The sequence below is a fragment of the Aquiflexum sp. genome (assembly GCF_041751335.1).
GTDB lineage: Bacteria > Bacteroidota > Bacteroidia > Cytophagales > Cyclobacteriaceae > Aquiflexum.
The window spans coordinates 1-13572 of sequence record NZ_JBGSXS010000026.1 but is presented as its reverse complement, the minus strand read 5'-3'; the positions used below and the strand labels follow the sequence as shown (position 1 = coordinate 13572).

The following is a 13572-nucleotide window of genomic DNA, read 5'->3' as shown; positions in this document are numbered from 1 at the left end:
GAGCGTAATCTGCCTTTGATTTTCTCCGATAACATTTCCGGAATAAGTCCTGCCATCCCGGGTATTGATCACCACCATCCTGTAGTCATCCTGGATTTCGGCACTGGGTTCTATGACATTGAGCAAGATATACTCCACATCTGAACGGTTGGAACCTGTCAGGTCGGGACCCATTTCACCTCCCTCACCAAACATCTTATGACAACTGCCGCAGACATTATTGAATACTGTTTTACCTGATTTAATATTGGCAGATGCCATCGCTGACGATTGGAGTATGTTTCTATATTTATTGTATGCGGCTTTGTCACTTGGCACCTGTTCTATGGGACCCCAAACTTCTATAAACCCACTTCCTACCACCCGGAGCAATTGCCTGGCAACACTGACAGGAACTTCTGCCTTGGCTATCTTTTTATCCTTGATTTCCCGGGTCAGTATATTGCCATATCTCGACCGGGAGGAAAGGGTTTGCATGGCTATCTGTTTTTCTGTGGCATCAAAAGTCGGATACTTCTCTATCAGCAACCTGCCCAAATTCTCATTGTCAAAAGCAGCAATTGAACGTATGGCTTCTTTCCTCATCGCAGGTTCCGCAATCAATTGCGGCAATTCCTGAATCAGGCCAGTTCTTTGTTGCGCCGTTAGTGTCTGCAGTGCCTTTTGTCTTTGGTCAAGAGGTTGCTTTTTATCTTTCAGGATCGCAAATGCCCGTTGGGTGGCCTCAGTATCTCCAAAGAGGCTTGAAATCTCCAAAGCTAGTTCTTTCTTTTTGCCACCTGATTTCTCCATTTTTTCAGCTATTGTCTTCCAATTTGATGGGATTTTCAGATCAGTCCTACCTTCCATACCGCTCAACATTCCCGACATTAAGAGTTCTGTATTGGGACCACCTTTACCAATAAAGGCAACCAATTTTTCGATTTCATCACCATCCACTGCCCTTCTTGCCATATTTTGGGTGACAAAGGGTATTTTGGATTGGTCGGAAAGTTCAAGGAAATTGGCCGTGTTTTCTGCAATCAAAGATTCTATCCCATACCAAATGATTTTGGGTAGGTTATGGTCATTGGCATCTTCGGAATATTGAAGCAGGTTAGAAGCTATCAATAACTTATCCTTAGATGGAATCCTTTGCAGGGCAGCGGCAAGGTATAGCCTGACCACCGGCGAAGTATCATCATCTGCCATTTTTCTGAATTTGGCCAAGGCGGCTGCGGAAGGTTTGAGATCTTCACAAAGCAACTGTATGGCCCAAGCCTTAATATATTGGTCTTTATCTGAAAGTGCATTGAGCAATTCATTTTCTTTAAATCCACCAACCTGATGCAATGTCCACATTGCCCTTAACCTCCAATTTGGGTTTTTGTCATTTTGGTAGATGTTCTTTAAGCCTTTGATAGTATTTGCTTCCAATTCTCCTTTCACAGCCCTTTTATGTAAAATTCCCCTCGCCCTTCTGGCATGCCAATCGCTTTTATTGGTTTGGAGCGAAATCAACTGTTTGTCGGACATTTTATTGAGATCAGAATACCTACCATCAAAATCAGCAGCAAGTGATTTTTCGGGCATTATTCTGAAAATCCTTCCTGTTTCCTCATTAAGGACTTCCTGGCCGCAGATATCCGCATCATGCCAATCCAGCACATACAATCCCCCATCTGGTCCGATTTCCATACTGAAACCCACCCATTGGGCATTGTTGGCCAACAAAAAATCATCGCCATGCTTTCCTTCATAACCCGAACCTTTTGGTACCAGAATATCAGAAAGTACCGCATGTTCATGGATATTGGCCATGAAAATCCGTCCCTGTTCTTCCTCAGGAAATGCATCCGATTGGTAAACCCGGGCACCACCATGGGCCGATCGGTGACTGTGGTCTGCGATGGTTTTGATATCCTCATACACATAAGGATTGAAATGTTGTCCACCCTGCCGATGGTATATTCCGCCCGGTATCACATGCCAAAGGTGGGGGATGACACAGGCAGTCATCAGTAGTTGCCCTTTGGCATCGTAATCGATCCCCCAAGGATTGCTGAAACCATGGGCTACCACTTCAAACCTATCTTTGACGGGATGGTATCGCCAAACACCTCCGTTGATATCCACACCCTCTTTCTCAAAAATATCATCTGGAAAAGGGTCTTTGTGGTAATAGAGTTTGGCATCACCGTTTGGTTTTCTGATTTTGGAAGGCGTCGCAAATCCCTGTAACCCATAAAGCCAACCATCTGGCCCCCAATGTAGGCTGTTCAGGGTTTCGTGTCTGTCACGGATACCCCAACCGGTGAGCAAAATCTCAATATCTTCCAAATCCGCTTTGTCATCTTGGTTTTTGTCAGGGACAAAAAGAAGGTTCGGCGGTGCACCCACGTAAAGTCCATCAAAACCAACAGCAATGGCTGCCGGAAATGCCAGGCCTTCCATAAAAACCTTTCTGCTGTCAGCGACACCATCTCCATTGGTATCCTCCAATATCAGAATCCTGCTGTCCCCCGAATTTGAAAATCCATGACCTCTTGACTCATAGTCTTTGTTTTCCGCAATCCAAAGTCTGCCCTTGTCATCCCAACAAAATGCCATAGGCTGTGTCATCATGGGTTCGGAAGCCCATACATTGACCTGATAACCGGGTTTGATGGTCATTGCTTCTACGGCCTCTTGTGGGTTGAGAAATTTGGCATCCCTTCCTTCCCTCTGTGCAAGTCCCCAAAGTTCAGTGGTATTATACATGCCCGTTTTTCCAGAGAATTCTCCCCACGCTTCTGTCAATTTAAGGTCATTTACTTCTCCGGTAAACATCATCAGTTGAAGCTTGATGGTTTCTGTTTTCCCTTTTTCTATCAACCAATCTCCATCCTTGGTAAAGGCTGGCCCTAAACCCAATTGTCCATCCACGCGCCATTTGTTGGGATAACCCCTGTTTTCGGGATGGTCGAAAACCGCAATATTGGCAAAGTCATCGCGTCCGTCAACCTGCATCCCTACATTGACCCACATGGAAGGTTGCCCTTCTGCATTTTGGTTTTTCTGCCGTGCAGCATTGATGATTTCTCCTCTGATGCCTTCTTTCCAAGGCATTCTTACAAATAAGCTTCCATAGTCATATTGCCCGATAGTGATCGCTTCAATTGCTTCCCCTTTCCATTCCAAATCCAAAAAGTATTTGCCCTCTTCTTCCCTTAAGGACCAATTTTGGGTTTCAAGCATCAGCGCTTCACCTTTTTCATCCAATAATTGATAGACTGTTTGCCATTTGACTTCATTGCCTTCTATCTCAATCACATTTAAGGCAACCTTTTTCCAATAATTTTCTTGAGGGTTATGAAAATAATCCCGCCCATTGACCCTTGTCAATCCCCAATACAAGCCAGTCTGATGCTTGTGGTGTCCCGGACTGTATTCTGTCAGGACACCTTTTCCATCGGGAGCGATAATGGGGTGTATGTATGGTCTGAAACCCTCTTTTGCATTCTGTATCAAAATCGGTTCATTTTCTCCCTTTCGGAAAACCGATATGGTGCCTTCACTTTCGTCTTGGATCAAGGTCAACAACGATGCCTCTTGAATTTGACTCTCAATTTCTGAATCATTAGATTGATTGCCTGAACAGGAAAAAATAAAAAAGAGGAGACCTGATAGCAATAGATGGGAAAGGTTTGATTGGTTCATTTTCGGGATATTGCTTGGGGGGAAACAGCCTTGATTACAAGTTTGTAAATGAATTAATTTGATTGTGATATGAATTTAATGAAACCATAAAATTTATTTCAAGTATAGTCGAATTTTATAAAAAAAAGTGTTTCAATTTCGATTATAATTGAAATTTGACTATTTGGAACATCTCTCTATCAACTATTTGGCCTCGTCCACGATAGTTATAGGGCTCGGCCACCGGGTTTTGGTTCTAGACAAGGGGTGATATAATTTAAAACAAATCACCTCGGCAAGCTCGGTGACCGGTTAACTATTCTAAGAGGGGGAAGGGAGGAAATGGGGCGACGCCCCATTTCCTCCCTTCCCCCTAAAAATCAATTAATCCGGTGGTCGAGCTTGCCGAGACCATTTCAGGTAATTATTTAAATTATAAAAACAGCTATAATCTTGATTGTTTTTCGATTTATTATTTACAGTCCTTAACCTTTCGATAATTTCTTCAACAAAGCAATATTGCCATTGATTAATGCTTCTTTTTTGTCATGACTCCAGTTTTGAATTTGCTTCTCCCTTTTAAAGGCAAGAGTAATACTATCATACTCCTCAAAATACATCAATTTAACAGGAAGGTGTTTTTTTGTAAAGTTTGAACCTAATCCCATTTGGTGTTTTTCCATTCTTCTTTCAAGATTTTTTGTGCTACCAACATAATACTGACCATTTCCACATAGCAAGATATATAGATATGCCTTCATTGTTGAAAAAGTTAATTAAAATATAATTTGAACATTTTTTTGCATTTAGGCGACCTCGGCTACCTGGATTTCTTTGGATTTTCAACGTTTCCTTACGATAGGTCAATAATTAATTTTGTTGATTGATAAGCTTACAGTAGTTTGCATACAAAAAACATCAACCCAAATGAAATTGAAAAACCAGAAAGAACTTTTCCAGCTTCCGGAAGATATCCATTACCTCAATGGCGCTTATATGTCGCCATTGCTTCGTTCTGTCGAAGAAGCTGGAATTACTGCATTGATCAAAAAAAGGAACCCTACCCAAATAACCCCGGCAGATTTTTTTTCTGATGCAGAAATCCTGAGAAAAAATTTCGGTAAACTGGTCAATTGCCCTGCGGAACAAGTTGCCATTATTCCTTCGGCCTCCTACGGCCTGACGTCAGCCATCCAAAATCTACCAAAAGATAATGGGACTAACGCTTTGGTGGTTTCCGATGAATTTCCAAGTGGGTATTATGCCATTGAAAAATGGTGTCAGAATAATGATAAACATCTAAAAGTGATCAAAGCGCCCGAATCAATGGTTGGTAGAGGCCAGGAATGGAACAAGCAGATTATTGATAGCATCAATGATGATACCGCAGTTATTTTGATGTCTTCTATTCATTGGACAGATGGTACTTTGTTTGACCTGAAGGCAATCGGCAAAAAATGCAAGGCACATAACGCACTTTTTATTGTTGACGGTACCCAATCCGTAGGGGCATTGGCCATAGATGTGGTTTCGTGTCAGATTGATGCTTTGGTTTGTGCAGGGTACAAATGGCTGATGGGGCCATATTCAATTGGATTGGCTTATTATTCTGAATTCTTAAATAATGGATCACCCTTGGAGGAATCATGGATGAACAGGAGCAATGCACAAAAATTCTCAAGCCTGACAAAGTATGTGGATGATTATTCCATCGGTGCAGGAAGATATAATATGGGTGAATTCAGCAATTTCAATTTGCTTCCAATGTTGAATGCCGCAATAGAACAGATTTTAAAATGGGATCCTTCCAATATCCAATCTTATTGCGACCAGTTATCCCAACCTTTGGTCAGATATTTAAATGATAATGGATTTTGGGTTGAGGTGGATGATTATAGGGCAAAACATCTTTTTGGTATTGTGCTGCCTGAGGGTGTGGACAGTCAACTTGCCCTTCAAAAGTTTGAGGAAAATAGAATTTTTGTTTCAGTACGGGGCAAAGCCATCAGGATTTCTATGCATTTGTTCAATACAGATAAAGATATAGCATCATTGATCAGGGTATTGAAAGGAATTCTGACGGAAAAGCGATAAATTCAGATTTCCTATGACTACCAATCGGAGAGATTTCATGAAATACACCGGACTGACCGGAATAGGAATGCTTGGCGGTAGCTTCGGTGAACTGCTTTCCCCACCTTTCAACTTACAAACACCCCCACAAATGCCAGACTCCTTTCAAAAAAACCAGCTTGGACTTTATGGCCCATGGGCCAAAAGTCTGTTTTTGGATGGTTTGCCAAGTTTATCTTTTCGTAGAAATGACTTTACTGATTTGGAGGCTTGGAAAAAGATGGCTTCCGCTAAGGTCAAGGAAAGGATGGGGTACCTGGGTTTGGAAGGTAAACCAAAAGTAAACGTTCACAGGCAAGTCAGATTTGATGGATTGATAGGTGAAGAAATCAGCTATCAGTTGCCGTATGGAAATCCGACAAAAGCAGTAATCCTGAAGCCTGAGCATGCCAAAGGTAAGCTTCCGGCAGTTTTGGGTTTGCATTGTCATGGAGGCAACAAATTTTTGGGTTTGGATAAGATTGCCAAGTTGGATAAGGATGTACCTTACTATGTGCAGGAGCATCAAAAAACTTATTACCAGGGAAAGGCTTGGGCCAATGAACTGGCTAAGCGGGGTTATATTGTTATGGTGAATGATGCTTTTGCCTTTGGAAGCAGGAGGGTGATGTTGGAAGACGTGCCTGAGGATAGGAGGAAAGGGATTACCGATTTTGATATGAGCAAAAAGGAAAACATAGATTCATATAACGGGTGGGCTTCCGACCATGAGCATATTATGGCTAGGTCGCTTTTTAGTGCAGGGATTTCCTGGCCGGCAGTTTATTTGGCAGAGGATCAGGTGGCTTTGGATATTTTGGTTTCAAGGGAAGATGTGGATGCTGAAAGAATTGGTTGTTCCGGCCTTTCGGGTGGAGGCTTGAGGACGGTGATGTTGGGCGGTTTGGATCCAAGGATTGCCTGTGCCGTATCTGTTGGTTTTATGACTACATGGGAGGATTTTTTGCTGAACAAATCCCATACCCATACTTGGATGACGTACATTCCGATGCTTCCCAGAGAACTGGATTTTTCTGAGATTCTGGCCTTACGGGCCCCTAAGCCGACCATGGTACTTAATAACAACGAAGATAACTTGTTTACTCTTGGGGAAATGAAAAGGGCAGATGAGATTATTTCCGGTATTTTTCAAAAGGCAGGTGCTTTGGAGCGGTATAAATGTTCTTTCTATCCCGGTCCTCATAAATTTGATCAGGCCATGCAGCAGGATGCTTTTGATTGGCTTGATAGGTGGTTGAAAAATTAAGTTGTTTTGGAAAAGGACTTTTTCCAGTCAATTGGGAATTGGGATTAAACCAATGTCAAAAACCCCAATTTTATTATAGCTTTAAAAGCAGGTAAATCCGCTCATACATCGCTTTTTGGTAACCATCAAAGCTTTTTCCTTAATTGAACTGAATTTTGTAGATTTTAGATCTGAAACATAAACATTCCATAATGAAAAACTATTTATCCTTTTTCCTTCTTGTCCTTTTACTTGGTCATGCTCCTGTTTTTGCACAGCAGGTAGACACCGAGTACAACCTAAAAATAAGAGAATTCACCACTGATGAGCGTTTTATGCCCAAGTCATTATTGGATGTGGTCGATCATCCCACCATTCCGTCACCGCTCAAACATTTTGGCCATATCATCGGTGCGGAAGGTCATGTTCACAGGTCAACCGAAATATATGGCTACTACCAAAAACTTGCTGAAAATTCTCCTATGGTTCACATGAAGGAAATGGGCAAAACCGAGGAGGGTAGAACTTTCTATGTGGTGGTGATTACAAATGAGGAAACGATGGCCAAATTGGATCATTACAAAGGCCAATTGGAAAAATTGTCTGATGCCAGAAAGACAAGCCCTGAACAGGCTGAGTCGATTATTCTGGACAGCAAGCCCGTGTACTATGTGTCAGGAGGAATGCATGCTACTGAAATGGGTTCACCCGAGATGCTGATGGAATTGGCCTACCGATTGGCAACCTCCTCAGCACCTGATATCAAACAAATAACAGACAATATCATTCTGGTCATCAATCCTATCATGGAACCTGATGGCTTGGATAAGCAAGTGGATTGGTATTATCGGTACACCAAAGGAAGGGAGTTTATTGATGATGGCTTTCCCCGTTCCCCGCCGTATTGGGCCAAATATGTTTTTCATGACAATAACAGAGATGGATTACAGGTTTCCCAAGAAATTACTAAATCCATTTTCAAAGGATTTTTTGAGTTTCACCCTACAGTGATGTTAGATCTCCATGAGTCAGTTCCCTTGCTATATGTTTCCACCGGAACAGGTCCCTACAATGATTATGTGGATCCGATTACCCAAAGCGAGTGGCAGGTGATGGGAAACCATGATGTGGCAGCAGTAGCTTCAGAAGGAATGCCGGGAGCATTTACTTGGGCCTTTTATGACGGGTGGTGGCCGGGTTATGGTATTTGGGTAGCCAACAACCACAACTCCAATGGCCGTTTTTATGAAACCTATGGCAACTCCGGGGCAGACACTTACTTGCGTGATCTTTCGACTGCCAAATTTGCAGGTGACTTGGCTACCTCCAAAGAATGGTACAGGCCTGACCCAGCTACACCATTGGTGAATTGGTCTTTTAGGAACAATATCAATTATACTCAGGTTGGGGTTATCGCCTCACTTTCCTATGCTGCCAATAATGCCAAACTATTATTGACCAATTATTACAAAAAAGGATATAACAGTGTTGAAAAGGGCAGGAAAGATGGACCCAAAGCCTTCACGATTGCCAAAAATCAAAAAGATCCTGCTATGGCTTCATACCTCGCCGGCCAATTGTTGGTACAAGGTATTGAGGTACATGAGTCTGATGATCATTTTGTTGCTTTGACAGAGCAGCCTTATAGAAATCTGTTGGTTTCCTTGATGACCGCACAGGATTATCCGAAGGATGCTAAATTCCCACCTTATGATGCCATTGCATGGACATTGCCTTACCTGTATGGTGTGGAGGTGGAAGCCAAAGATAGTATTGACTTTGAGGTGTCTTCTTTGAAAATGATCACTGAGTCTCCAAGATATTCCGGAAAGGTTTCAGGAGATGGGGGGATGTATATTTTACCTTATCATGCCCAAAATACAGTTTTACCGGCTTTATACTGGCTGAAAACGCAAAATAAAAATACTGAGATTTCGGTGCTGTCCAAGCAGACAATTGTGGGAAGTGATACCCTTTCGCCTGGTTCTCTGATTTTGAAAAGAATTAATAAAAATCAAATCAATTCTTTGGCCTCAGAATTTGGGCTGGACTTAAAAGGCACTTCGGCGAATATTCAAGGGTCTGACCAACAAACAGTCTTCCTTCCCAAAGTGGCCATTTACCACACTTGGTACAATACCCAGGATGAAGGATGGTCAAGGTATACTTTTGATGAAAGGAAAATTCCCTATACTTCGATTGACAAAGATGTGCTGAAAGCAGGAAATCTCAAATCCAAATTTGACGTGATCATACTTCCTAGAGTAAGAGGAAATCTGAAATATTTTGTCAATGGAGTAGATAAAAAATTTGGCCCGCTGCCATTTACCAAAACTCCTGAATTTCCATCGCATGGGTTACCTGATTCTACCAATGACATGACAGGTGGACCTGGTTATTTGGGAATTGATAATTTGAGAAAGTTTGTGGAAGAAGGTGGTCTCTTGATCAGTTTTGACAATACAAGCAGTATTGTTGCTGAGGCAGGACTTACACCTGAATTGTCGCCGGTGAGTGCGGGTAGTTTGTTTCATCCTGGTTCGATAGTAAGAGCCAAAGCCAGAAATTCTGGTCATCCTGTATTGTATGGATATCCTGAGGAATTTACCCTATTCAGGGGAAATGGTCCCTTGTTGCAAACCGACAAATACAATAGGGATTTGATGTTGGTTCAATATGGAAACAAACCCCTGAAAGATGAGATTCCTTTTGAGGGGCATATTATGGGAATGCCTGAAAAAGCAAAAGTTGACAAAGAGGAGAAAAAGGAAGATAAGTCCAAACCTTATGTGGTATCCGGTATGGTCCGAAATGAACAGGAGATTGTTGGCCATGGCGCAGTATTCAATGTGCCTGTAGGAAAGGGGAATGTACTTGCTTTCACCTTTGACCCTCTTCACCGCTATCTCAATCATCACGATGCCCCTATGGTTTGGAATGCGATTATCAATTGGGATAGGTTGAGATGAGAAGCGAGACGTGAGATATGAGACGTGAGACAGAGACGTGAGTTTCAAGAATCAATGCCTGCCTGAGTATACCAATGACATTAACAGGAGCAGCCGTCTGCCTAGCGGGCAACCTGATGTCATTCCTATTCTGAACATTTTCAAAATGTTGTAAACTCGGGGAGGCAAGAAACAAGAGGCGAGAGACAAGAACCAAGAGAATAGTATCGAGAGGCGAGACATGAGACTCAAGGATGGGGATGGATGTGAGTGAGGGCACTCACATCGGCATTGAGACACTCCCATGGGTGGCGGATGTGAATGGGGACTCTCACATTGGCCATCGGAGACACTTAAATGGACGGCGGAAAATCCCGGTAGGCCTGCTTGACGTCAGGCAGGGATTGAATACCATTAGGTTATTTGCCCCGGGTGAAAAGCCAGAGGATAGGGGAGATTAGGGTGTGGGCCAAATCCCTGAATGGGATTTAATGTATGGTTATGAGCTAGTCTGAAGGTTGTGGTATGTGAGTTAGTCAATCACATTGGCAGGATTAGGAGGTACTCATATCGGTGGGAGTCACTCACATTTGCGTTGAAGGATTTAGGTTTCGAAATCGATTCAGATGTTCAATATCAGTTTATATTTATTACCTTCACTAGGATTAACACTAACCTAGCTTATGAATATGAAAACAATTGGAATTATTTTGGCAATTATTGGTGCCATTGGCACCGTGGTATTTGGATATCAAGCATTACAGGATTCGGAAAGCTTTAGTTTTCTAGGACTTGACATTGCAGTTAGTTCGGCCAACTGGACTCCTGTGATTATCAGCGTAGTGCTTCTTGTCGTGGGCGTGGTGCTGGCCGGACGTGGTAAGAAGTAAATTTATATAACCAGAGCAATTGAACTACCCTAAATTCATTGGGGAATTCAATGTTCTTGGAGGTATTAATTTAATCAAAACTGCCGCAACTGATGGTTAATCAGATGCGGTTTTTTTTATTCTCAGTTTATCTCCCAGACAGGATTCTCAGATTTTCTCCCTTACTTTTATTCTTGTTTCTTCTGTCAGAGGTGCTTGACTCATCCTGCCGAATTCGATTTATGACTTGATTGAATTTATTATCGTCTAATAGGACGATATTTTATTTTATCGTTTAGTTAAGCGATATTTGTATTTATCGTTTATATAGACGATATTCAAATCGCTATGATCGCAGTCATTACAGGAGATATTATTGATTCAAGGAGTCTGGATAGTCAGCAGGAATGGCTGATTCCCATTCAGTCTTTGTTTTCGAAATGGGGAAATGTCAATCAGGACTGGGAAATATTCAGAGGGGATAGTTTTCAGTTGGAGGTGTTAAATCCAATGGAAGCTTTACAAAAAGCTTTGATGATCAAAGCAACCATCAAATCCATCACAGGTGATCTATTACAAAAAAGGACAGGACCGGTAGATGTGCGGATGTCCATTGGCATTGGGGAAAAACATAGCGACAATACCCCAATAGGAATGCGGACTGGATCTGCATATTATCATTCCGGGGAAGCTTTTGAACTGCTTCGCAAACAAGAACAAAACCTTCTCATTAAAACAGATTGCGAAGATTTTGACAGGGAATTGAACCTGATGTTCAAACTGGCATTGATCGTAATGGATAACTGGACGGTAAATGCAGCAGAGATAGTGGGGATTGCCTTGGAAAATCCACAACTAAGACAAGTTGAAATTGCCTCAATGCTGGAATTGGAGCAACAATCCGTCAGTGGGAGATTTAAAAGGGCATATTTTGAAGAATTAATGGAGTTGAACAATGTTTATAAATTTAAACTCAAAAAACTTTTGCCATGATCATATTTGTCAAACTCCTCTTGGCCCATTTAATTGGAGACTTCATACTTCAATCAAAGTCATGGATTGAGGACAAAACAAAAAATAAAGGGAAATCCACCAAGCTATATTTACATGTATTGATACATGGAGCTTTGGTAATGTTATTGTTTTTTGACCTGAGCTATTGGCCATTGGTTTTAGGGATCACGATTCCCCATTTTCTTATAGATTGGGCTAAACTGTCTTTTCAGAAACCGACAAATAAAACTTTCTGGTTTGTTTTTGACCAATTTCTGCATTTATTGGTAATTGTAGTCCTGACATTGATTTGGATTTATCCTAATATGTCATGGTTGGAGTACCTTCAGTCCCTTAGATTTTGGTCTTATTTTACTGCTTTGGTATTTTTGGTTTTTGCTGTTTCAATCATCATGAATGTACTCTTGTATAAATGGTCAAGTCAAATCATGGATGGGGAAGATCAGTCACTTCCAAATGCCGGAAAATATATTGGAATTCTAGAAAGACTATTGGTTTTTATATTCATAATCACCGATCATTGGGAAGCTGTGGGCTTTTTGATCACTGCCAAATCGGTTTTCCGCTTTGGCGATTTAAAAGAATCCAAAGACCGAAAACTGACCGAATATATCCTGATAGGAACTCTTCTCAGCTTTGGATTTGCCATCCTGACTTCTTTGGGATTTCAATACCTGACAAGATTCTTTTGAGAATTATTGCAAAAATACAATTGATATGAACCGAAGACCTTTCTTAAAAAAGCTAACTGTATTCAGCAGCGCCATTTCGACTATGCCATTTATAACCTTTGGGAAAACACATTTTCCCCTAAGCCCAACACTGAAATTCATCATAGCCTCTGATGGGCATTTTGGTCAGCCCGATACTGACTTTGAAAAAACTCACAAAGAGTTGATCGAGGCCATTCATTTGGAGGAAAATGTGGATTTTGTGGTTTTCAATGGAGATCTGATCCATGATGAACCCAAGTGGATGCCTGAAGTCAAAAAAGTTTATGACACCCTCAAGGTCCCATATTTTCCTGTAAAAGGAAACCATGACCGCATTTCGGAAAAGGAGTGGGAAAACATTTGGGGAATTCCTGCGGACTATTCCTTTGTCAGCAAAGAAAAATATGGATTTATCCTTGCCAACTGTTCCAATCAGGCAGGAGATTACCTTTGTGTCAATACTGAATTTTTGAAAAAGAAATTAGAGGATTTCAAGAACCTATCCCATGTTTTCATCTGTATCCACATTTCCCAAAATGATTGGACTAAGCATGGAATTGCTTGTGAGGAAATATTGGAAATGATCGGAAGCAACCCCAATGTCCGTGCGGTATTCCATGGACATGACCATGATGTTGATGGCATCATGCTCAATAAGAAAAAGCCATACCTCTGGTCAGGGCATTTTGGAGGCAGTTGGGGTTCTCCTCATCCGGGATACCGGGTTTGTGAAGTAGGGGAGAATGGGAACACAGTCACCTATTTAAAGGCTATGAAAGATGGGATGATTTTGAGCGGACATACAATTTGATTATATGGAGTCTGTTTTTCATACATTCTGATTTTCTCCTGTATATAACCAATTACTCACTTAGGGTTATTATATTTAGAATTCCTAGACACAAACCACCTTTGTTCTAAACTGATATGACTAAACTTTTTAGGCGTAAGCTGAGCAGAATATTCTCAAGAGAAAAATTTGCATTGGCACCGGTTTCGGTCCAATTGATCGC

9 protein-coding genes are annotated in these 13572 nt (G+C 41.6%); 7 read left to right on the top strand and 2 right to left on the bottom strand.

The features are described 5' to 3' along the window. Both ACEW8U_RS01405 and ACEW8U_RS01400 read right to left on the bottom strand, forming a co-directional pair. Nucleotides 1–3678: PVC-type heme-binding CxxCH protein (locus ACEW8U_RS01405; protein ID WP_373520247.1), on the bottom strand; the 3678-nt coding region annotated here is incomplete at its 3' end. Nucleotides 3679–4142: 464 nt separating this feature from the next. After that, nucleotides 4143–4418: a GIY-YIG nuclease family protein gene (locus tag ACEW8U_RS01400; RefSeq protein ID WP_373520246.1), complete on the bottom strand. Its 276-nt coding sequence runs from the start codon at nucleotides 4416–4418 to the stop codon at nucleotides 4143–4145. A 166-nt stretch (nucleotides 4419–4584) separates the two neighbouring features. Between ACEW8U_RS01400 and ACEW8U_RS01395 the strand changes: the two genes are divergently transcribed. The 7 genes from ACEW8U_RS01395 to ACEW8U_RS01365 all read left to right on the top strand — a co-directional run bounded on the left by ACEW8U_RS01395 (nucleotide 4585) and on the right by ACEW8U_RS01365 (nucleotide 13370). Then, nucleotides 4585–5751 carry an aminotransferase class V-fold PLP-dependent enzyme gene (locus tag ACEW8U_RS01395; protein ID WP_373520245.1) on the top strand — a complete coding sequence of 389 codons (1167 nt, stop codon included), beginning with the start codon at nucleotides 4585–4587 and terminating at the stop codon, nucleotides 5749–5751. 13 nt (nucleotides 5752–5764) lie between these two features. Then, complete coding sequence (locus ACEW8U_RS01390) at nucleotides 5765–7036, top strand: alpha/beta hydrolase family protein (RefSeq protein WP_373520244.1); 1272 nt, start codon at nucleotides 5765–5767, stop codon at nucleotides 7034–7036. A 191-nt stretch (nucleotides 7037–7227) separates the two neighbouring features. Next, nucleotides 7228–9984 carry a M14 family zinc carboxypeptidase gene (locus tag ACEW8U_RS01385; RefSeq protein ID WP_373520243.1) on the top strand — a complete coding sequence of 919 codons (2757 nt, stop codon included), beginning with the start codon at nucleotides 7228–7230 and terminating at the stop codon, nucleotides 9982–9984. 668 nt (nucleotides 9985–10652) lie between these two features. Next, complete coding sequence (locus ACEW8U_RS01380) at nucleotides 10653–10853, top strand: hypothetical protein (protein ID WP_373520242.1); 201 nt, start codon at nucleotides 10653–10655, stop codon at nucleotides 10851–10853. Nucleotides 10854–11180: 327 nt separating this feature from the next. Beyond that, nucleotides 11181–11825: a SatD family protein gene (locus ACEW8U_RS01375; protein ID WP_373520241.1), complete on the top strand. Its 645-nt coding sequence runs from the start codon at nucleotides 11181–11183 to the stop codon at nucleotides 11823–11825. Then, the gene (locus ACEW8U_RS01370; protein ID WP_373520240.1) at nucleotides 11822–12538 is read left to right on the top strand and encodes a DUF3307 domain-containing protein; all 717 of its coding nucleotides are present in this window, start codon (nucleotides 11822–11824) and stop codon (nucleotides 12536–12538) included. Before ACEW8U_RS01375 ends, ACEW8U_RS01370 begins: the two co-directional genes overlap by 4 nt. A 25-nt stretch (nucleotides 12539–12563) precedes the next feature. Then, nucleotides 12564–13370, top strand: coding sequence for a metallophosphoesterase (locus tag ACEW8U_RS01365; RefSeq protein ID WP_373520239.1), 807 nt, complete (start codon nucleotides 12564–12566; stop codon nucleotides 13368–13370). Nucleotides 13371–13572 lie beyond the last annotated feature (202 nt).